The organism is Streptomyces sp. NPDC098101, from assembly GCF_044760185.1.
Taxonomy (GTDB): Bacteria; Actinomycetota; Actinomycetes; order Streptomycetales; family Streptomycetaceae; genus Streptomyces.
Genome location: NZ_JBIWAS010000002.1, coordinates 210,904 through 230,495 on the forward strand (window position 1 = coordinate 210,904; position 19,592 = coordinate 230,495).

The 19,592-nt window shown below is 72.1% G+C and carries 20 protein-coding genes; 9 read left to right on the plus strand and 11 right to left on the minus strand.

The annotated features are described in order from the left end of the window. The first annotated feature begins 314 nt into the window (after window positions 1-314). Window positions 315-836: a universal stress protein gene (locus tag ACIQVI_RS08130; RefSeq protein WP_351973231.1), complete on the plus strand. Its 522-nt coding sequence runs from the start codon at window positions 315-317 to the stop codon at window positions 834-836. Window positions 837-994: 158 nt separating this feature from the next. Beyond that, entirely contained in the window at window positions 995-1,561 is a 567-nt protein-coding gene (locus tag ACIQVI_RS08135; protein ID WP_351973232.1) for a GPR1/FUN34/YaaH family transporter, read from the plus strand. A 124-nt stretch (window positions 1,562-1,685) separates the two neighbouring features. Here ACIQVI_RS08135 and glmS read toward each other — a convergent pair whose 3' ends face one another. Together glmS and ACIQVI_RS08145 are read right to left on the minus strand one after the other, a co-directional pair. Further along, entirely contained in the window at window positions 1,686-3,503 is a 1,818-nt protein-coding gene (gene glmS / locus ACIQVI_RS08140) for a glutamine--fructose-6-phosphate transaminase (isomerizing) (RefSeq protein ID WP_351974279.1), read from the minus strand. 88 nt (window positions 3,504-3,591) lie between these two features. Continuing rightward, complete coding sequence (locus ACIQVI_RS08145; RefSeq protein ID WP_030210307.1) at window positions 3,592-3,867, minus strand: hypothetical protein; 276 nt, start codon at window positions 3,865-3,867, stop codon at window positions 3,592-3,594. 192 nt (window positions 3,868-4,059) lie between these two features. Between ACIQVI_RS08145 and ACIQVI_RS08150 the strand changes: the two genes are divergently transcribed. After that, on the plus strand, window positions 4,060-5,685 hold the full coding sequence (locus tag ACIQVI_RS08150; RefSeq protein WP_403592680.1) for a beta-N-acetylhexosaminidase: 1,626 nt from the start codon (window positions 4,060-4,062) through the stop codon (window positions 5,683-5,685). A 68-nt stretch (window positions 5,686-5,753) separates the two neighbouring features. Here ACIQVI_RS08150 and ACIQVI_RS08155 read toward each other — a convergent pair whose 3' ends face one another. Next, the gene (locus tag ACIQVI_RS08155) at window positions 5,754-5,963 is read right to left on the minus strand and encodes a DUF397 domain-containing protein (RefSeq protein ID WP_403592683.1); all 210 of its coding nucleotides are present in this window, start codon (window positions 5,961-5,963) and stop codon (window positions 5,754-5,756) included. Then, window positions 5,960-6,799: a Scr1 family TA system antitoxin-like transcriptional regulator gene (locus ACIQVI_RS08160; protein ID WP_403592686.1), complete on the minus strand. Its 840-nt coding sequence runs from the start codon at window positions 6,797-6,799 to the stop codon at window positions 5,960-5,962. Before ACIQVI_RS08160 ends, ACIQVI_RS08155 begins: the two co-directional genes overlap by 4 nt. Window positions 6,800-6,893: 94 nt before the next feature. Between ACIQVI_RS08160 and ACIQVI_RS08165 the strand changes: the two genes are divergently transcribed. From ACIQVI_RS08165 to ACIQVI_RS08180, 4 genes are all read left to right on the plus strand, one after another. After that, window positions 6,894-7,337 (plus strand): hypothetical protein, encoded by a 444-nt coding sequence (locus tag ACIQVI_RS08165; protein ID WP_403592689.1) that lies wholly within the window; start codon window positions 6,894-6,896, stop codon window positions 7,335-7,337. A 180-nt stretch (window positions 7,338-7,517) separates the two neighbouring features. Next, window positions 7,518-7,751 carry a hypothetical protein gene (locus tag ACIQVI_RS08170; RefSeq protein WP_053642243.1) on the plus strand — a complete coding sequence of 78 codons (234 nt, stop codon included), beginning with the start codon at window positions 7,518-7,520 and terminating at the stop codon, window positions 7,749-7,751. Between the two features lie 78 nt (window positions 7,752-7,829). Beyond that, a complete protein-coding gene (locus tag ACIQVI_RS08175) occupies window positions 7,830-8,723 on the plus strand; it encodes a JmjC domain-containing protein (protein ID WP_403592693.1) in 894 nt (297 codons plus the stop codon). Further along, complete coding sequence (locus ACIQVI_RS08180) at window positions 8,710-9,114, plus strand: hypothetical protein (RefSeq protein ID WP_403592696.1); 405 nt, start codon at window positions 8,710-8,712, stop codon at window positions 9,112-9,114. The genes ACIQVI_RS08175 and ACIQVI_RS08180 overlap by 14 nt, the downstream gene beginning before the upstream one ends. 73 nt (window positions 9,115-9,187) lie before the next feature. Here ACIQVI_RS08180 and ACIQVI_RS08185 read toward each other — a convergent pair whose 3' ends face one another. Genes ACIQVI_RS08185 through ACIQVI_RS08200 form a run of 4 tightly spaced genes read right to left on the minus strand, consistent with a single transcriptional unit; the run spans window position 9,188 to window position 14,842 of the window. Beyond that, complete coding sequence (locus tag ACIQVI_RS08185; RefSeq protein WP_403592699.1) at window positions 9,188-10,348, minus strand: acyl-CoA dehydrogenase family protein; 1,161 nt, start codon at window positions 10,346-10,348, stop codon at window positions 9,188-9,190. An 8-nt stretch (window positions 10,349-10,356) separates the two neighbouring features. Continuing rightward, window positions 10,357-11,274, minus strand: coding sequence for a hydroxymethylglutaryl-CoA lyase (locus tag ACIQVI_RS08190; protein WP_403594473.1), 918 nt, complete (start codon window positions 11,272-11,274; stop codon window positions 10,357-10,359). A gap of 14 nt (window positions 11,275-11,288) precedes the next feature. Further along, a complete protein-coding gene (locus ACIQVI_RS08195; protein WP_403592702.1) occupies window positions 11,289-13,220 on the minus strand; it encodes an acetyl/propionyl/methylcrotonyl-CoA carboxylase subunit alpha in 1,932 nt (643 codons plus the stop codon). A 14-nt stretch (window positions 13,221-13,234) separates the two neighbouring features. Beyond that, entirely contained in the window at window positions 13,235-14,842 is a 1,608-nt protein-coding gene (locus tag ACIQVI_RS08200) for a carboxyl transferase domain-containing protein (protein WP_351971182.1), read from the minus strand. Between the two features lie 87 nt (window positions 14,843-14,929). Between ACIQVI_RS08200 and ACIQVI_RS08205 the strand changes: the two genes are divergently transcribed. Beyond that, window positions 14,930-15,529 carry a TetR/AcrR family transcriptional regulator gene (locus tag ACIQVI_RS08205; RefSeq protein WP_351971183.1) on the plus strand — a complete coding sequence of 200 codons (600 nt, stop codon included), beginning with the start codon at window positions 14,930-14,932 and terminating at the stop codon, window positions 15,527-15,529. 199 nt (window positions 15,530-15,728) lie between these two features. After that, entirely contained in the window at window positions 15,729-16,508 is a 780-nt protein-coding gene (locus ACIQVI_RS08210; RefSeq protein ID WP_351971184.1) for a phosphatase, read from the plus strand. A gap of 42 nt (window positions 16,509-16,550) precedes the next feature. Here the strand turns inward: ACIQVI_RS08210 and ACIQVI_RS08215 are convergent, their stop codons facing one another. The 3 genes from ACIQVI_RS08215 to ACIQVI_RS08225 are packed head-to-tail and all read right to left on the minus strand — an operon-like array spanning window position 16,551 to window position 19,557. Next, complete coding sequence (locus ACIQVI_RS08215; protein WP_403592706.1) at window positions 16,551-17,501, minus strand: cation diffusion facilitator family transporter; 951 nt, start codon at window positions 17,499-17,501, stop codon at window positions 16,551-16,553. A 19-nt stretch (window positions 17,502-17,520) separates the two neighbouring features. After that, window positions 17,521-18,399 (minus strand): acyl-CoA thioesterase II, encoded by an 879-nt coding sequence (locus tag ACIQVI_RS08220; protein ID WP_351971186.1) that lies wholly within the window; start codon window positions 18,397-18,399, stop codon window positions 17,521-17,523. Then, window positions 18,400-19,557: an acyl-CoA dehydrogenase family protein gene (locus ACIQVI_RS08225; protein ID WP_351971187.1), complete on the minus strand. Its 1,158-nt coding sequence runs from the start codon at window positions 19,555-19,557 to the stop codon at window positions 18,400-18,402. It lies immediately after the preceding gene. Window positions 19,558-19,592: the final 35 nt, after the last annotated feature.

Below are 19,592 nucleotides of genomic sequence, written 5' to 3' on the forward strand. Positions count from 1 at the left end.
GGGCGGACCGCCTCCCCGGGTGCCCGTCCCGCCCCCGCGCGGAGCGCCGATTCCGCCCCGGACCAGACGCCTGTAGGGCACAACCGGCATTGCCAGATCGCGAACCGCTCGTGCATCCTCCCTGGAACGCCGCGCACGAGCGGTGTGCCCGCCGGGTCCGGAGCGGTGGGGCCTGGGCAGGAGAGGAGTGCCGCCGTACCCTTGGGGGTATGGGCTTGGGAAGATGATTCCCGGACACAGCTCCGCCGCCTCCCGTCGTTCCTCTCCTCCTTCTCCCGTCCCTTCCCACGAGGACCCTCTTCGCCGAGACACCGATGGCCGGTCACGAATTCTCCGAACCCGCGGACCGCAAGCGCGTCGCCGACTCCACGGTCGACCCCCTCGCGGTCGAACAGCCACGTCATGCCTGCGACCCGGCCTTCCGGCACGGGGTGGTCGTCGGCTTCGACGGCTCCATGTCCAGTGAGCGCGCCCTCGCGTACGCCATCGGCATGGCCCGCCGCTCCGGCTCCGGCCTGATCATCGTGCACGTGGCCAACCGGCTGCCCACCACGGTGTGGGCCGGCTGCGAGCCCCCCGTCTTCGTGGACGTCCCCGACCACCGCACCGAGGTCCTCGGCCTGGAGCTGGCCTGCGCCGAGCACCTCTCCGAGGTCCCCTGGATCCTGGTCGAGCGCGGCGGCGACATCTGCCACGAGCTGGAGGAGGTCGGCCGGGAGTACTCGGCCGACGCGATCGTGGTCGGCTCCACGCACGGGATCGTCGGGCGGATCTTCGGCTCGGTGGCCGGCCGCCTCGCGCGCCGCGCCCAGCGGCCCGTCGTCGTCATCCCGTAACCCCGTACCGCTCGCTCCTCCTTCACCTCCCTCAACTGCCGTCATCCGGCCATAATTTCGGCCTTCCTCAGGTGAATTGTGTACTTGTGAAGGGTAGATAAAGGCCACGGAACACAGCAGCTCACGCAGCACGACTGCGCATCTGAAGGGAGCCCGCCGTGGACAACGACGTCGCCGCGGGAAACACCAGCTCCACGCTCGGCCACCTCGCACTCGGACTGACCCTCCTGGCCTTCGGCCTGGGCGGCACCGGTGTCATCGACAACGTCGCGGCGACGGACGCCGCGGGCCTCGCCACCTGGGTCGGCGGGGTGACGCTCTTCCTCGTCGGCCTGCTCGCGCTGCGCGCGGGCGACACCCGGGAGGGCACGGCGTACACGGCGCTCGGCGCCTTCTGGTTCACCTGGGGGACCGCCGTCGGCGGCGGCGCCTCGGCCGACGCCGTGGGCGTCTTCCTGCTCCTGTGGGCGCTCCTCGCGCTCACGCTGACCCTGGCGGCCTCGGGCGGCGGACTCTTCGGACAGGGCGTGTACGGGCTGCTGTTCGTCGCGCTGCTGCTGCTCGGCATCGGCGCCCTGGCCGGCAACGACGGCCTCGGGAAGGCGGGCGGCTGGGTCGCCGCCGTCGCCGGACTGCTCGCCTGGTACGGCGCCACGGCCGCCGTCGCGGGCTGGCCGACGGCGCTCCGGCGCCGGACGGCGGAGAGCGCCCCGGCCGCGGGCTAGTCCGGAAAGTGCGACGGTCCCCGTGCGCGGGAGGTGTGTGCACGGGGACCGTCGCGTGTCAGGTCGGGCGGCGCCGGGGGACAGGCCCGGCGGCGGGTCCGGGGGACAGGCCCGGACCCCGCTGCTACTCGACCGTGACGGACTTGGCCAGGTTGCGCGGCTTGTCGATGTCGCGGCCCATGGCGAGGGCGGTGTGGTACGCGAAGAGCTGGAGCGGGATGCCCATGAGGATCGGGTCCAGCTCGTCCTCGTTCTTCGGGACCACGAGGGTGTGGTCGGCCTTCTCCTGCGGCTGGTGCGCGACCGCGAGGATGCGGCCGCTGCGGGCCTTGATCTCCTCCAGGGCAGCGCGGTTCTTCTCCAGGAGGTCGTCGTCGGGGACGATCGCGACCGTCGGCAGGGCCGGCTCGATGAGGGCCAGCGGGCCGTGCTTCAGCTCGGAGGCCGGGTAGGCCTCGGCGTGGATGTAGGAGATCTCCTTGAGCTTGAGGGAGGCCTCCAGGGCGACCGGGTAGCCGCGCACGCGCCCGATGAACATCATCGACTGGGCGCCCGCGTACTCCTCGGCGAGGCGCTTGATCTCGTCCTCGCCCTTGAGGATCTCCTCGATCTGGGCAGGCAGCTTGCGCAGGCCCTCGATGATCCGCTTGCCGTCGGTGACGGACAGGTCGCGGATGCGGCCGAGGTGCAGGGCGAGCAGCGCGAAGGCGGTCACCGTGTTGGTGAAGCACTTGGTCGAGACGACGCAGACCTCGGGGCCCGCGTGGACGTACACGCCGCCGTCGGCCTCGCGGGCGATGGCGGAGCCGACCACGTTGACGACGCCGAGGACGCGGGCGCCCTTCCGCTTGAGCTCCTGGACGGCGGCGAGCACGTCGTAGGTCTCGCCGGACTGGGAGACGGCGATGTAGAGGGTGTCGGGGTCCACGACCGGGTTGCGGTAGCGGAACTCCGAGGCCGGCTCGGCGTCGGCGGGGATGCGGGCCATGGACTCGATGAGCCCGGCGCCGATGAGACCGGCGTGGTACGAGGTGCCGCAGCCGAGGATCTTGATGCGGCGGATGGTGCGGGCCTCGCGCGGGTCCAGGTTCAGGCCGCCCAGGTGCACGGTGGAGAAGCGGTCGTCGATCCGGCCGCGCAGGACGCGGTCGACCGCGTCGGGCTGCTCGGAGATCTCCTTGTGCATGAAGGTGTCGTGGCCGCCCATGTCGTAGGAGGCGGCCTCCCACTCGACGGTCTCCGGGGTGGCGGTGGTGGTCGCGCCGGAGGTCGTGTAGGTGCGGAAGTCGTCGGCCTTGAGGGTGGCCATCTCGCCGTCGTCGAGGGTGACGACCTGGCGGGTGTGGGCGATCAGGGCGGCGACGTCGGAGGCGACGAGCATCTCCTTCTCGCCGATGCCGAGGATGACCGGGGAGCCGTTGCGGGCGACCACGATGCGGTCGTTGAAGTCGGCGTGCATCACGGCGATGCCGTAGGTGCCCTCGATGACCTTCAGGGCCTCGCGGACCTTCTCCTCCAGGGTCTCCGCCCGGGAGCGGGCGATGAGGTGGGTGATGACCTCGGTGTCCGTCTCGGAGGCGAAGACGACGCCGTCGGCCTCCAGCTTGGCGCGGAGCTCCTGGGCGTTGTCCACGATGCCGTTGTGGACGACGGCGACCTTGTTCTCGGGGTCCAGGTGCGGGTGCGAGTTGACGTCGCTCGGCGCGCCGTGGGTGGCCCAGCGGGTGTGGGCGATGCCGGTGGTGCCGGTGAAGCGCTTGGGGACGCGGGCCTCCAGGTCGCGGACGCGACCCTTGGCCTTCACCATCTTCAGGCCGGAGGCCTTCGGGCTGGTGACGACCATGCCGGCGGAGTCGTATCCGCGGTACTCCAGGCGCTGCAGGCCTTCGAGCAGCAGCGGTGCCACGTCGCGCTTACCGATGTAACCGACAATTCCGCACATAAAGGTGAAACCCCTCCAGGTCAGTGGATGTACTCGGCCGTTCGGGCCGTTCGGGCCGTTCGAGCCGTTCTTCGGGAGCCGGGGAGGCTCAGCCGTACACGATCCGGCGCAGCTGCCGGAGCGAGAGCTCCGGCGGTGCCACGGCCCGGTGCGGCAGTTCCGCCGCGATCCGTTCGAAGATCTCGGCGTTCACGGCCCCGCCGGACTGCAGTTCGCGGTGGCGGCGGCGGACGAACTCCTCGGTCGTCTCGTCGAAGTACGCCAGCACGTCGAGCACCACCCGGGCGGCCTCACCGCGCTGGAGCGCGGTGCTGCGGACCAGGTGGTCGATGAGGTCGTCGTGCGACGGACGGCGTTCGAGCACCCGTGAATACTGAGGGGTACTCCCGCCCCCACGCAAGAATCCTGCCCGAAATCGGGCAGGGAACGGCGACTCGGCCCCTGATTCGGGCGATTGGACTAGACCTTGACCGTCGGTGAGGAGAGCGGTACACAGGGGCATCCTTCGGATATAGACATCGACAGACGCGTCGATCACCCGAAGGGGAGCCCGCCTGTGAGACAGCGCCGAAGGATTCCGCGCCTGATCGGATCCCTGCTCCTGGTCGCGGCCGCCGGTGTCGGCTGCGGCGAGGCCGCCGCCGACACCGCCGCCGGCCACCGGGCCGCCGCCGAGCCCGAGGTCCGCCCGCTCGGCCGGATCGTCCCCGTACCCGCCGCCGTCGCCCCCGGGGGCGAGCCCTACGCCCTCACCACCGCCACCCGCATCGGAGTGGACACCCGCTCCGCCGAGACCAAGGCCCTCGGCGCCTACCTCGCCGGACTGCTCCGGCCCGCCACCGGCTTCCCGCTGCCCGTCGTCGACGAGCAGGCGGCCCGAGGCGGCATCCGGCTCAGGATCAGCCCCCGCGACACCGCCCTCGGCGACGAGGGCTACCGGCTCCGCTCCGGACCGGACGGCATCACCCTGACGGCCCACCGCCCCGCCGGACTCTTCCGCGGGGTCCAGACCCTCCGCCAGCAACTCCCCGCCGCCGTCGAGCGCGGAACCGTCCAGCCGGGCCCCTGGAAGGTCGCGGGCGGCACGATCACCGACACCCCGCGCTACGCCTACCGGGGCGCCATGCTCGACGTCGCCCGCCACTTCTTCACCGTCGACGAGGTGAAGCGGTACATCGACCAGCTCGCCCTCTACAAGGTGAACACCCTCCACCTGCACCTCTCCGACGACCAGGGCTGGCGCATCGCCGTCGACTCCTGGCCACGCCTCACCACGTACGGCGGCTCCACCGAGGTCGGCGGCGGCCCCGGCGGCTTCTACACCAAGGAGGAGTACAAGGAGATCGTCCGGTACGCCGCCTCCCGCTACCAGGAGGTGATCCCGGAGATCGACGTGCCGGGCCACACCAACGCGGCCCTCGCCTCCTACCCCGAGCTCAACTGCGACGGCGTCGCCCCGCCGCTCTACACCGGCACCAAGGTCGGCTTCAGCTCCCTGTGCGTGCCCAAGCCGGTCACGTACGACTTCGTGGACGACGTCATCCGGGAGATCGCCGCCCTCACCCCCGGCCGCTACCTCCACATCGGCGGCGACGAGGCCCACTCCACCAGCCACGCCGACTACGTGGCCTTCATGGACAAGGTGCAGCCGGTCGTCGCCAAGTACGGCAAGACCGTCGTCGGCTGGCACCAACTGACCGGCACCACCCCCGCCCCCGGCGCCCTCGTCCAGTACTGGGGCCTGGACCGCACCCCCGCCGCCGAGAAGGAACGGGTCGCCGCCGCCGCGCGCGCCGGCACCGGCCTGATCCTCTCGCCCGCCGACCGCACCTACCTCGACATGAAGTACACGAAGGACACCCCGCTCGGCCTCTCCTGGGCCGGATACGTCGAGGTGCGGCGGTCCTACGACTGGGACCCGGCGGCCTACCTCCCCGGCGTCCCCGAGAGCGCCGTCCGGGGCGTCGAGTCCCCCCTCTGGACCGAGACCCTCGCCACCACCGACGACCTCGACGTCATGGCCTTCCCCCGCCTGCCGGGCGTGGCCGAACTGGGCTGGTCCCCGGCCGCCACCCACGACTGGGACACCTACAAGGTCCGCCTCGCCGAACAGGCCCCGCGCTTCGAGGCCCTCGGCATCGACTGGTACCGCTCGCCGGAGGTGCCCTGGCCGGCGGAGTAGCCGCCCACTGGGACGGAACGCCCGGCCGGGAGCCCCTGGCCGGGCGTTCCTTACGTACGGGGCGCGCGTCAGACGCCCTCGAACCCACCACCCTTGAGACCTGCCACGAAGGCGGCGAAGGCGGGGACGGGGAGGTCGAGCACGGGGCCGGTGGGACGCTTGGAGTCACGGACGGGGACGGTGCCGTGGGAGGGGGCGAGGTTGGTGGCGACCTCGACGCAGTTGCCGCCGTTGTTGCTGTAGGAGGACGTGAACCAGCGGGGGGTTTCGGTCGTCACGAGGTGCCCTTTCGCGCTTCTTGGATCGCGGCCACGGATTCCGCCTGGGAGAGCGACGCGGCCTGAAGCTGATGGTAGGCCGTCAAAATTGGCAGCACAGAGGTCATTTGCCGGTCGAAGTGTCCCTGCGTCTGCGACTCGGCGTAGCCCACCACGGACCGGTCGGCGAGAGTGAGCAGGTTGACTGGCAGATCGAACGTGCGGCGCTCTCCTATGGCGTACGGGGCGATCTGAAGCAGGACGTTGGGGCGGTCCGTGAACTCGACGAGCCGTTCCAACTGGGCGTTCATCACCTGGGTGCCACCGATGGGGCGGCGAATACAGCTCTCGTCCATCACCACGAAGATCATGGGTGGCTGCTCCCGCTCCACCGTCGCCTGGCGCGCCGCCAGGAATGCCACCCGCTCGTCGGCCTGCTCCGGGGTGATGGTTCCGCGCTTCACGGCGCTGTTCGCCAGTACGCGCGCGTACTCCGGGGTCTGCAGCAGGCCCGGGACGATCCCGATCTCGAAGAGGCGGATCTCCACTGCCCGGCCCTCGTATCCCACGTACTCCGGGAAACCTTCCAGTAGGACGCCGTGCCGCATGTCCCGCCACTCGCGCTCGAACGACTCCTTGGATCCGGTGAGGCCGAAGACCTGATCGGCTCTGCGCGAGAACGGCAGGGTTGGAGATTTGCGACCGGTTTCGAGCGCTGAGATGTGCTGACTGGAGCAGCCCATGGGGTCGGCCAGGTCCTCCTGGGTCCAGCTCCGCTCCTCTCGCATCCTGCGCAGATGCGCCCCGTAAGCCGCCTGAGGGCTGGATTCCGGACGTAACTCTTTGCGGTTGACCATGACTTGTCCTTCGTGCCGGATTAGTTGAAGGGAAGCCGACTGTAGTTCACGCTGGGCACCCCTGGTAGTGGATTCGCTACAGAGAGGAGCGGCTGTGCCCGTGTGCAACAACCCCTCGTCCCTCCCCGCCGCCGGCGTCTTCGTCGCCGACACCGGTGGGGAGACGGTCCGGCTCGGTCAGGTCTCCCGTACGCAGAGCGGGAGCGTGTACGTACGGCCTCCGGGCGGCGGCGCCGAGTGGGTCGTCTCGCCCGGGGACCTGCGGGCGCCGACCGAGGAGGAGTGGACGCGCATCCGCGTCCTCACCACCCCCGTGCTCGTCCTCTCCGCCGACCACGGGCTCCGGCCCCGGCCCGAACCGGTCGCCGACTGCACGCCGTGCGCGCACCTGGCCCGGTGGTTCGACCACTACATGCGCCGGGGCCCGCAGCACGACGAGTCCGCCGCCGTGGACTGCGCGGTGGAGATCCGCAACCACCCGCACGACCCGCCGAAGATGACCCTGAAGAGGGACGCCCCACCGGAAGAGCGGCGCTGACCTGCGTAAACGGCCCCGGTCGAGGTTCTCCGCCCTCCCGGGTGAACCCCCATGACTCCGCTCCCTCGTTCCAGAGGCGGCGGTCGCGTCCCGCCCCCGGTGATGTCCGGCAAGACCGTCCGGGGGCGGGACCCAGTCCCCATCGAAGACATCGAAGACAGAGACAGGAGACCCACGGTAATGAGTGATCTGTACGAGCGGGAAGTGTCCGGCGACTTCGCCGCGCTCTGCGGCGGCGGAACGGACAACGACGGGAACATGGAGAGCTGCATCACGCTCGCCGAGCTGCACGGCGGCGGATACGCGCTCGGTGACAGCAAGCCCGGGGGAGCCGGCCGGGAACTGCGGATGAGCGCGGAGGAGATCACCGCGTTCGCCCGGGGCTGGATCGCCAGGGCCGACGCGAACGCCTGACCCGGAGCGGGGCCCGCGCCGCGTGCGAGGGCCCCGCCCGTCTTCTCCCTCTTCCGTACATCCCGTAAGGAGTCAGCCATGCCGCTGGCCGATCTCGTGGACGACGTCCCGGGAATCCTGACGAAGTGGCCCACCCTGCCGACGCTCTTTCGCCGCAGCCCCACCGACCTGGCCCACCTGTGGTCCCTCGCCGAATGCGACGCCCTCGTGGACGCCGAATGCCTCCCCGCCCGCAACGTCGTCCTGCTCAAGGACGGGAAGATCCTGGAACGGCACGCCTACATCGACGGCGACATGCCCCGGCCGGGTGCCGTCCGCGCACACCTGGACGACGGCGGCACGGTCTCCGTCCGACAACTCCAGACCGTCAAACCGTCCCTGAGCGTCCTGCGCCGCGAGATCCAGGACGAGACCGGTTGCCTGGTGCACGTGAACGCGTACCTCACCCCGCCGGGCGCGCAGGGACTCAAGTACCACTACGACCCCTACGTCACCCTGATCGTCCAGCTCTCCGGGCGGAAGGCGTGGCCGCTGCACCCGCCGTTCGTGGAGAACCCAACCACGGAACACGGGAACTTCCTGGAACGGGGCTTCACTCCCGAGGAACGGCTCCATCTCGCCCGTACGGCTCCCGTCCAGTCGTTCGCCCTGGAGCCCGGTGACGTCTTCTGGCTGCCGCGCGGCTACGTCCACTCCCCGTACACCGTGGGCGGGGATCCCTCGCTGCACCTGACGTTCGCGCTCAAGGAGCGCACGTTCCACTGGCTGGCGTCCGAGATGGCGCGCGAGGTCCTCTCCCAGGCCTTGGTGGATCCCGCGCTGCGAGCGGAGATCCCGCCCGCCTCCCTGCTGTCCGCGCCGGACGCGGCCGTCCGGTGGACCCGCGAGTACCTGATCGGCGCGCTCCTGCTCCTGGAGCCCGGGCACGTGGCCGAGGTCGCGCGGAAGGCCGCCGCCCGTGCCGGGGGATAGGGAGGGCCTACGACAGCACTGGCACGCGTACGCGTACACCGGCCGGTCCTATCCGGATTCGGCGATCAGGCGCGGTGAAGTACCGGCCGACCACCCGCCGATCGAGATCAAGGACTGGCTGCGGCGGCCCGCCGCCCAGGTGGTGGCCACGTACGCCGACGTGGAGGGGGCTGCCTCCTGGGTCGAGGGGGAGCTGACCCGGAACCCTCCCGTGGACCAGGAACACTTCCCGGTCTGGGACCGGCTCCAGCGCGTCCGGGAGACGCTGCGGCTGACGGCCGGGAACGACGTGGTGCTCGGCTACTACTCGAAGGCGCAGCAGTACGTGTCACGCGCGCTCATCGTCTGCCCCCGCGCGGAGGGCGACTCCTGCCCCTACGGGACCGCCTGATACGGGGAGGGGAAAGGCCCGGGGCCCGGAGGACGAGTGTCCTCCGGGCCCCGGCCCGTACGCGTGCGGGCGGTCAGCCCGTCAGGCCCAACTCCCGCGCGATCAGCATCCGCTGCACCTCGCTCGTGCCCTCGCCGATTTCCAGGATCTTCGAGTCGCGCCACATGCGGGCCACCGGGTACTCGTTCATGAAGCCGTAGCCGCCGTGGATCTGGGTGGCCTCGCGGGCGTTGTCCACGGCCACCGTGGAGGAGTACAGCTTCGCGATGGCCGCCTCCTTCTTGAAGGGCTCGCCCAGGACCAGGCGGGAGGCGGCGTCGCGCCAGCCGATGCGGGCCATGTGCGCCCGGGTCTCCATGTCCGCGATCTTGAACTGGATGGCCTGGTTGTCGCCGATCGGGCGGCCGAAGGCGTGACGTTCCTTCGCGTACTTCACGGACTCGTCCACACAGCCCTGCGCCAGGCCCGTCGCGAGCGCCGCGATGGCGACCCGGCCCTCGTCCAGGATGCGGAGGAACTGCGCGTAGCCGCGGCCCTCCTCGCCGAGGAGGTTGCCGACCGGGACCCGGACGTCGTCGAAGGAGAGTTCCCGGGTGTCCGAGGCGTTCCAGCCGACCTTCGAGTACGGGGCCGCGACCGTGAAGCCCGGGGTGCCGGAGGGGACGATGATCGAGGAGATCAGCGGGCGGCCGTCGGGCTTGCGGCCGGTGACCGCCGTGACCGTCACCAGGCCCGTGATGTCCGTACCGGAGTTGGTGATGAAGCACTTCGAGCCGTTGATCACCCACTCGTCGCCGTCGCGGACGGCCGTCGTGCGGGTGCCGCCCGCGTCCGAGCCCGCGCCGGGCTCGGTCAGGCCGAACGCGCCCAGGACCTCGCCCGCGCACAGCCTCGGCAGCCACTCCCGCTTCTGCTCCTCGGTGCCGAAGAGGTGCAGCGGCATCGCGCCGAGCGAGACGCCCGCCTCCAGGGTGATGGCCACCGAGGAGTCGACCCGGGCCAGCTCCTCCAGGGCGATCCCGAGGGCCAGGTAGTCGCCGCCCATGCCGCCGTACTCCTCGGGGAACGGCAGTCCGAACAGGCCCATGCGGCCCATCTCGCGGACGATCTCGTACGGGAACTCGTGCCGCTCGTAGTAGTCCCCGATCTTCGGGGCGATCACGTCGTGGGCGAACGCCTCGACGGTGCGGCGGAGTTCCTGGTGCTCGGCGGAGAGCCGGTGGTCGAGGGACATGGGGCTGTTCACTCCTTGTGGGAGAGGGCGCGGACGGTACGGGACGGGCTGGGCCGGCCCAGCTGTTCGGCCATCCACACGCTCGTGGCGGTGAGGGCGGCCAGATCGACCCCGGTCTCGATGCCGAGGCCGTCGAGCATCCACACGAGGTCCTCGGTGGCGAGGTTGCCGGTCGCGCTCTTCGCGTACGGGCAGCCGCCGAGGCCGCCCGCGGAGGCGTCGACCGTGGTCACCCCGTGCCGCAGCGCGGCCAGGGTGTTGGACAGGGCCTGTCCGTAGGTGTCGTGGAAGTGCACGGCGATACGGGAGGTGGGGACGCCGGCCTCGTTCAGCGCGGTGAGCAGGGCCTCGACGTGCCCCGGGGTCGCCACGCCGATGGTGTCGCCGAGGCTCAGCTCGTCGCAGCCCATGTCGGCGAGGGCCTTGGTGACCCGGACGACCCGCTCGATCGGGACCGGGCCCTCCCAGGGGTCGCCGAAGCACATCGACAGGTAGCCGCGGACCTTCAGCCCGGCCTCTATGGCCCGGATGACGGTCGGCGCGAAGAGGGCGAGGGCCTCGTCCACGGTCCGGTTGAGGTTGGCCTTGGCGAAGGACTCGGTGGCCGAGGCGAAGACGGCGACCTCCCGGGCGCCGAGCGCGAGGGCCCGGTCGAGGCCCCGCTCGTTCGGCACCAGGACCGGGAGGCGGACCGGCAGGTCGCGGACCAGCGGGAAGAGGTCCTCGGCGTCGGCCAGCTGGGGCACCCACTTGGGGTGCACGAAGCTGGTCGCCTCGACGGTGGACAGCCCGGCGGCGGCGAGGCGGCGGATGAACTCCGCCTTCACCTCCGTCGGGACGGCCCCCTTCTCGTTCTGGAGGCCGTCGCGGGCCCCGACCTCGTGGATCCGGACCCGGGCGGGGAGCCCGGCGCCGGGCACGGTCATGGGCAGTCCGGTGGTCACGCTTCCTCCCCGGGGGCCTCGTGCGGGGTGACGACGGCCAGGACCTGGTCCATCGCGACGGTGGTGCCGGGCGTGACGTCCAGCTCGGTGACGGTGCCGGCGTGCGGGGCGGAGATGACGTGCTCCATCTTCATCGCCTCCACGACGAGCAGGCTCTGCCCGGCCTCGACCTCGTCCCCGACGGCCACCTTCACCACGGTCACGGTGCCGGGCATCGGCGCGGCCAGCGTGTCGGCGCCGCCGTGCCCGGCCCCGTTGAGCGCGGCCTCGACCGGGTCGTGGTCGAGCACGTGCCAGGAGTCGCCCTCCCGGCCCAGCCAGGCGCCGGCGCGGTGGAAGGCGTGGGTGACCCCGTCCACGACGACCGTCACCGACGTGTCGGTGACCCGGGCGCCCGGCGGCGCCTCCACCGCCACGGGTTCGAGTCCCGGTACGCGTACGGGGAAGGCGAGCGGGGCCGGAGCGCCGCCCAGGCGCCAGCCGTTCGGCACCGAGAAGGGGTCCGTCCAGCCGTCCCGGGGCGCCGGGGCCAGCTCCGCGAGCCGTACGGCCGCCGCCGCCGCGTACACCTCGGCCGGTACGTCCTTGGGGACGAGGCCCTCCGCCTCGCGCTCCACCAGGCCGGTGTCCAGGTCTCCCTTCACGACGTCCGGGTGGGCGAGGAGACGGCGCAGGAAGCCCGCGTTCGTCGGGACGCCGAGGGTGACCGTGTCCGCGAGGGCCGCGCGCAGACGGCGCAGGGCCGTGGGGCGGTCCGGGGCGTGCACGATGACCTTCGACAGCATCGGGTCGTAGAGGGACGAGACCTCCGTGCCCTCGCTCAGGCCCGAGTCCGTACGCGCGCCGTTGCCCTGCGGCTCGTTCAGCGCCAGGACCGTGCCGCCCGAGGGCAGGAAGCCCCGGGACGGGTCCTCGGCGCAGATCCGGGCCTCGACCGCCCAGCCGTCCAGCCGTACGTCCTCTTGGGCGAAGGGCAGCGGCTCGCCCGCGGCGACCCGCAGCTGCCACTCCACCAGGTCGATGCCGGTGATCAGCTCGGTCACGGGGTGCTCGACCTGGAGCCGGGTGTTCATCTCCATGAAGCAGTACGAGGCGGGGTCGCCGCCCGGGACGATGAACTCGACCGTGCCCGCGCCCACGTAGCCGCAGGACCGGGCCGCCTCCACCGCCGCCGCGCCCATCGCCGCCCGGAGTTCCGGGGTGAGCAGGACGCTCGGCGCCTCCTCCACGATCTTCTGGTGGCGCCGCTGGAGCGAGCACTCGCGCTCCCCGAGGTGCACCACGTTCCCGTGGGTGTCGGCGAGGACCTGGATCTCGATGTGCCGGGGCCCGTCGATCCACCGCTCCACGAGCAGCGTGTCGTCGCCGAAGGAGGCGCGGGCCTCGCGCCGGGCCGCCGCGATCTCCTCGTCCAGGACCGCCAGGTCCCGCACGAGCCTCATGCCCTTGCCGCCGCCGCCCGCGCTGGGCTTGAGCAGCACGGGGGCACCCAGCTCGCGGGCCGCCTCGGCCAGTTCGGGGTCGGCGGCGCCGGGGACGACGGGCACGCCCGCCGCCTTCACGGTCTCCTTCGCCCGGATCTTGTCGCCCATGAGGGAGATCGCCTCGGCGGACGGCCCGATGAAGACGAGCCCCGCCTCGGCGCAGGCCCGCGCGAAGGCGGCGTTCTCGGCGAGGAAGCCGTAGCCGGGGTGGACGGCCCGCGCGCCGGTGCGGCGGGCCGCGTCCAGCAGCGCGGGCACGGACAGGTACGACTCGGCGGCCGGCGGCGGGCCGATCCGCACCGCCGTGTCCGCCTCCCGCACGTGCCGGGCGTCGGCGTCCGCGTCGCTGTACACGGCCACCGAGCGCACGCCCAGCTCGCGCAAGGTGCGGATGACCCGGACCGCGATCTCGCCCCGGTTGGCCACAAGAACGGTGTCGAACATGCTCCGAGAACCCCTCACATCCGGAAGACGCCGAACTGGGGGTCACCCAGGGGCGCGTTGGCACAGGCGGTCAGGGCCAGTCCGAGGACCTGCCGGGTCTCCAGCGGGTCGATGACCCCGTCGTCCCACAGCCGCGCGGTCGCGTAGTAGGCGCTGCCCTGGGTCTCGTACTGCTCGCGGATCGGGGCCTTGAAGGCCTCCTCTTCCTCCGCGCTCCAGCCGTCGCCGAGCTGGTCGCGCTTGACGGTCGCGAGGACGGAGGCGGCCTGCTCGCCGCCCATGACCGAGATCTTGGCGTTGGGCCACATCCACAGGAAGCGGGGGGAGTAGGCCCGGCCGCACATCGAGTAGTTGCCCGCGCCGTACGAGCCGCCGACGACCACGGTCAGCTTCGGGACCCGGGTGGTGGCGACGGCCGTGACCATCTTCGCGCCGTGCTTGGCGATGCCGCCGTGCTCGTACGCCTTGCCGACCATGAAGCCGGTGATGTTCTGGAGGAACACCAGCGGGATGCCGCGCTGGTCGCACAGCTCGATGAAGTGCGCGCCCTTCTGCGCGGACTCGGCGAACAGGATGCCGTTGTTGGCGACGATCCCGACCGGGTGCCCGTGGATCCGGGCGAAGCCGGTGACGAGCGTCTGCCCGTACTCGGCCTTGAACTCCTGGAAGCGGGAGCCGTCCACGACCCGGGCGATGACCTCGCGCACGTCGTACGGGGTGCGGGAGTCGACGGGCACGGCCCCGTACAGCCCGTACGGGTCGGCCTTCGGCTCCTCGGCGGGCTCGACCGACCAGGGGAGCGGGCCGCGCCCGGGGAGGGTGGCGACGATGTTCCGGACGATCCGCAGGGCGTGGGCGTCGTCCTCGGCGAGGTGGTCGGTGACGCCGGAGATCCGGGAGTGGACCTCGCCGCCGCCCAGCTCCTCGGCCGTGACGACCTCGCCGGTCGCGGCCTTCACCAGCGGCGGGCCGCCGAGGAAGATCGTGCCCTGGTTCCGCACGATCACGGCCTCGTCGCTCATCGCGGGGACGTACGCGCCGCCGGCCGTGCAGGAGCCGAGGACGGCCGCGATCTGCGGGATGCCCGCGCCGGACATCCGGGCCTGGTTGTAGAAGATGCGGCCGAAGTGCTCCCGGTCGGGGAAGACCTCGTCCTGCATCGGCAGGAAGGCGCCGCCGGAGTCGACCAGGTAGAGGCAGGGGAGACGGTTCTCCAGGGCCACCTCCTGGGCCCGCAGGTGCTTCTTCACCGTCATCGGGTAGTACGTGCCGCCCTTGACGGTCGCGTCGTTCGCGACGATCACGCACTCGCGGCCCGAGACCCGCCCGATGCCCGCGACGACCCCGGCGGCCGGGGCCTGGCCGCCGTACATGCCGTCGGCCGCGAGCGGGGCCAGCTCCAGGAACGGCGAGCCCGGGTCGAGGAGGGTGTCCACCCGGTCCCGGGGGAGCAGCTTGCCGCGTGCGGTGTGCCGCGCCCGGGACTTCTCGCCCCCGCCCAGCGCGGCCGCCGCCAGCTTGGCGCGCAGGGTCGCGGCCAGCTCGTGGTGCGCGGCCTCGTTCGCCTGCCAGGCCGGCGAGGCGGGATCCGCCGCACTCGACAGCACGGGTGCCTGCTGCATCGACCGATCTCCCTTGTCCGGTTAATGAGCGTTAACGTATGGCGGACAGGTTAACGAGCGCTAACGGGGTTGTCTAGGATGAAGTGCATGGCCACGACTACCACCGCCGGCGGCAGGATCGACGCCCCCACGCGCCGCGAGCAGATCCTCAAGGAGGCCGCCCGCCTCTTCGCCGAGCGCGGTTTCCACGGCGTGGGCGTGGACGAGATAGGGGCCGCCGTCGGCATCAGCGGCCCCGGCCTCTACCGGCACTTCCCCGGCAAGGACGCGATGCTCGCCGAGCTGCTCGTCGGCATCAGCGAGCGGCTGCTCGACGGCGGCCGGCTGCGGGCGGGGGAGGCGGGCGGCGATCCCCGGGCCCTGCTCGGCGCCCTCATCGACGGGCACATCGACTTCGCCCTCGACGACCGGCCGCTGATCATCCTCCACGACCGGGAGCTGGACCGGCTCAGGGACGAGGACCGCAAGCGGGTCCGCAAGCTCCAGCGGCAGTACGTGGAGCTGTGGGTGACGACGGTCCGCGAGCTGTACCCGGACGCCCCCGAGAGCGAGGCCCGCACCGCCGTCCACGCGGTCTTCGGCCTGCTCAACTCCACCCCCCACCTGGCCGCCCTCGGCCGCCGCCCCATGGAGGAACTCCTCCGCCGCCTGGCCCACGGGGCCTTCGGGGCGCTGGCGGCCGGTTAGGACGCCGACCCCGCCGGGCCCGGCGGGCGGGACGGTTCCTCCCTGCCGCTCCCGGGGCATGACCGCACGCGCAGGGTGCGACCGCACGCGCGCGGGGCGCGAGGACGACACGGCGCCGCCCGGCGGCCGGGGCGCCCCGGTCGTCCGAGAGGCGGAATCCGGTCCCCGTCGTGCCCGGGGCTCGGACAGAATGAGCCCCATGCCGATACTCAGCCGCCCCGCCCTCGTCGAGCACCTCGTCCGCACCCGGATCGCGGGAGACGTCGCCACCCCGCGCGACAACAACCTCTCCCACTACAGAAAGCTCGCCAACGGCGACCGGCACTACTGGCTCGGCCTGGAGCTCGGCGACCGCTGGACCGACGAGCAGGACGTGCTCGCCGTGATGGCCGAGCGGTGCGGCGTCGTCGACGACCCGGCCCACCGGTCCGGCCAGGACACCATCGACCCCGAGCTGACCGTGGACGCCCTCGACCGGGCGGCCGCCCGGCTGCGCAAGGCCGCCGAGGGCCGGGAGCGGGTCCTCTTCGCGACCGGCCACCCCGGCTCCCTCATCGACGTCCACAGCCGGGTCGCGGCCGCGCTGCGCGCCCGGGGCTGCGACGTCGTCCGCATCCCCGGCGGCCTGATCGCGGACGAGGGGTACGTCGTGCAGTTCGCGGACGTCGCCGTCTTCGAGCGGGGCGCCAGCCTCTGGCACACCCACTCCCCGGAGCCGATGAACGCGATCCTGGACGGCCTGGAGGTCCTGGGCGAGCCCGCGCCCGACCTGGTGGTCGCGGACCACGGCTGGGCCGGGCGCGCGGCCCAGCGCGGCATCGACTCCGTCGGCTACGCGGACTGCAACGACCCCGCCCTCTTCCTGGGCGAGGCCGAGGGCACCATGCAGGTCACGATCCCGCTCGACGACCACGTCCTGGACCCCCGTTACTACGAGCCGATGACCGCGTACCTGCTCGACGCGGCCGGTCTGGGCTGACCGGGCCGATCCACGGGCCCACGGGCCCACGGCTCCCCGGGCTCACTCCGGCCCGCGCCGCCCCCGGCCCGGCGTCGGGTCCAGGTACACCCGGCGGACCGCCGGCACGCGCGCGCGGAGCCGGTCCTCGGCCTCCTCGCAGGCCCACTCGATCTCCTCGGCCGGAACGCCGTCCCGGAAGTCGATCTTCGCGGCGACCAGCGCCTCGCCCGGCCCCTGGATGAGGGTCGTCAGGTCGAGCACGTCCGCGACCTGCGGGACGGACAGCAGCTCCGCGCGCACGGCGTCCCGCGCCTCCTTCGGCAGCGGGCGGCCGACGAGCAGCTCGGCGTTGGAGCGGCCGAGCACCCAGGCCACGTACACGAGCAGGGCGCCGATGAGGATCGAGGCGATCCCGTCCCAGACGCCGGAGCCGGTCAGCTGGCCGCCGAGCAGGCCGCCCGCCGCGAGCAGCAGTCCGGCGAGGGCGGCCGAGTCCTCCATGACGACCGCCTTGACGGTGGTGTCGGGGGTGCGCCGCAGATAGGCGAGGAAGGGCGACTTCCGCTGCCTGGCCTCGCCCCGGACCTGCCGCAGGCCGGTCCGCAGCGAGAAGCCCTCCAGGAGGAAGGCGACGGCGAGCACGACGTACGAGACGAGCGGGTCGCCCAGCTCCTCGCCGTGGGTGAGGGTGTGGATCCCGTCGTAGACGGAGAAGACCGCGCCGCCGACGAAGGTGGCGACGGCCGCCAGCATCGCCCAGACGTACCGCTCGCCCGCGTACCCGACCGGGTGGTCCTCGTCGGCCGGCTTCCCGCTCCGCCGGAGCGCGGTGAGCAGCATGAGCTCGGTGACGGTGTCGGCGACCGAGTGGGCCGCCTCCGACATCATCGCGCTCGACCCGCTGATCAGACCCGCCACGGCCTTGGCGACGGCGATGCCGAGGTTCGCCCCCGCCGCCACGAGCACGGTGAAGGTGCTCTCGCCGTTCCCGTCCTTCGGCTTTCGACCCATGGTCGGAACGTATGCCCGGTCACGGGCGCGGCACGCGAACGACACCCTCCTGGATGACCGAGATGGCCAGCTTCCCGTCCCGCGTCCAGATCCTGGCCTGGCCCAGGCCGCGCCCGCCGGCGGAGGAGGGGGACTCCTGGTCGTACAGGAGCCACTCGTCGGCCCGGAAGGGCCGGTGGAACCACATCGCGTGGTCGAGGGAGGCCCCCACCACGTCCCCGACGGCCCAGCCGCCCCGCCCGTGCGCGAGCAGGACGGAGTCGAGCAGCGTCATGTCGGAGACGTACGTCGCCAGGCAGACGTGCAGCAGCGGGTCGTCGGCCAGCTTGCCGTTGGTGCGGAACCAGACCTGCGAGCGCGGCTCGCGCGGCTCCCCGACCGAGCCCCAGGGCGGGGTGTCCGCGTACCGCAGGTCGACGGCCGCGCGGGCCTCGATCAGCCGCCGGGCCACGTCCTCCGGCAGGTGCCGGGGCAGGGTCTCCTCGGCCGTCGGCAGCGTCTCCGGGTCGGGCGCGGCCGGCATGTCCGCCTGGTGGTCGAGCCCCTCCTCGTACGCCTGGAAGGAGGCGGAGAGGTGGAAGATCGGCTGGCCGTGCTGGACGGCGACGACCCGGCGGGTGGTGAAGGAGCGGCCGTCCCGGATGCGGTCGACCGAGTAGACGATCGGCGCGCCGGGGTCGCCGGGGCGCAGGAAGTACGCGTGCAGGGAGTGGGCGAGGCGGTCTCCGGGCACGGTCCGGCCCGCCGCCACCAGGGCCTGGGCGGCCACCTGGCCGCCGAAGACGCGGGGGACGAGCGAGGACCGGGACCGGCCCCGGAAGATGTCCCGCTCGATCGGCTCCAGGTCGAGCAGATCGAGCAGGACGTCCAGGGCGCCGGAGGAGTGCGCCTCGGGCACTTACAGGCCCATCGACTTCGCGATGATCGACTTCATGATCTCGCTGGTGCCGCCGTAGATGCGGTTGACGCGGTTGTCGGCGTACAGGCGGGCGATCGGGTACTCGTTCATGTAGCCGTAGCCGCCGTGCAGCTGGAGGCAGCGGTCGATGACGCGGTGGGCGACCTCGGTGCAGAAGAGCTTGGCGCTCGCGGCCTCGGCCGGGGTCAGCTCGCCCGCGTCCAGGGCCTCCAGGGCGCGGTCCGCGACGGCCTCGGCGGCGTCGACCTCGGCCTGGCAGGCGGCCAGCTCGAACTTGGTGTTCTGGAAGGAGGCGACCGGCTTGCCGAAGACCGTGCGGTCCGTGACGTACTGCTGGGCGAAGCGGACGGCGGCCTTGGCCTGCGCGTAGGCGCCGAAGGCGATGCCCCAGCGCTCGGAGGCCAGGTTGTGGCCGAGGTAGGAGAAGCCCTTGCCCTCCTCGCCGAGCAGGTCCTCGACCGGGACCTTCACGTCGACGAACGCCAGCTCGGCGGTGTCGGAGGTGCGCAGGCCGAGCTTGTCGAGCTTGCGGCCGATCGAGTAGCCCTCGGACTTCGTGTCCACGGCGAAGAGGGAGATGCCGAAGCGGCGGTCCTCGGCGCTCGGGGCGGAGGTGCGGGCGCAGACGATCACGCGGTCGGCGTGGACGCCGCCGGTGATGAAGGTCTTGGCGCCGTTGAGGACGTAGTGGGTGCCGTCCTCGGAGAGCTTGGCGGTGGTCTTCATGCCCGCGACGTCGGAGCCGGTGCCCGGCTCGGTCATGGCGAGCGCCCACATCTCCTCGCCGGAGACGAACTTCGGCAGGAAGCGCTTCTTCTGGTCCCCGGTGGCCAGCATCTTGATGTACGGCAGGGCCAGGAGCACGTGGACGCCGGAGCCGCCGAACTGGACGCCCGCGCGCGAGGTCTCCTCGTAGAGGACGGCCTCGAACTTGTGGGTGTCCAGGCCCGCGCCGCCGAACTCCTCGGGCACGTTGATGCCGAAGATGCCCAGCTCGCCGAGCTTGTAGTAGAAGTCGCGGGGCGCCTGGCCGGCCGCGAACCACTCGTCGTAGACCGGGACGACCTCGGCCTCGATGAAGGCCCGGATGGTCTCCCGGAACGCCTCGTGGTCCTCGTTGAATACGGTACGGCGCACGAGCCGCCTCCTTCGGTTCCTGTCCTGGTCCGGCC

Bases quoted from the DNA above. Each gene is read 5' to 3' on its own strand.
- ACIQVI_RS08130 (WP_351973231.1), top strand. From the start codon at position 315: ATGGCCGGTCACGAATTCTCCGAACCCGCGGACCGCAAGCGCGTCGCC.
- glmS (WP_351974279.1), bottom strand. From the start codon at position 3,503: ATGTGCGGAATTGTCGGTTACATCGGTAAGCGCGACGTGGCACCGCTG.
- ACIQVI_RS08160 (WP_403592686.1), bottom strand. From the start codon at position 6,799: ATGGTCAACCGCAAAGAGTTACGTCCGGAATCCAGCCCTCAGGCGGCT.
- ACIQVI_RS08170 (WP_053642243.1), top strand. From the start codon at position 7,518: ATGAGTGATCTGTACGAGCGGGAAGTGTCCGGCGACTTCGCCGCGCTC.
- ACIQVI_RS08175 (WP_403592693.1), top strand. From the start codon at position 7,830: ATGCCGCTGGCCGATCTCGTGGACGACGTCCCGGGAATCCTGACGAAG.
- ACIQVI_RS08185 (WP_403592699.1), bottom strand. From the start codon at position 10,348: ATGTCCCTCGACCACCGGCTCTCCGCCGAGCACCAGGAACTCCGCCGC.
- ACIQVI_RS08190 (WP_403594473.1), bottom strand. From the start codon at position 11,274: ATGACCGTGCCCGGCGCCGGGCTCCCCGCCCGGGTCCGGATCCACGAG.
- ACIQVI_RS08195 (WP_403592702.1), bottom strand. From the start codon at position 13,220: ATGTTCGACACCGTTCTTGTGGCCAACCGGGGCGAGATCGCGGTCCGG.
- ACIQVI_RS08200 (WP_351971182.1), bottom strand. From the start codon at position 14,842: ATGCAGCAGGCACCCGTGCTGTCGAGTGCGGCGGATCCCGCCTCGCCG.
- ACIQVI_RS08205 (WP_351971183.1), top strand. From the start codon at position 14,930: ATGGCCACGACTACCACCGCCGGCGGCAGGATCGACGCCCCCACGCGC.
- ACIQVI_RS08210 (WP_351971184.1), top strand. From the start codon at position 15,729: ATGCCGATACTCAGCCGCCCCGCCCTCGTCGAGCACCTCGTCCGCACC.
- ACIQVI_RS08215 (WP_403592706.1), bottom strand. From the start codon at position 17,501: ATGGGTCGAAAGCCGAAGGACGGGAACGGCGAGAGCACCTTCACCGTG.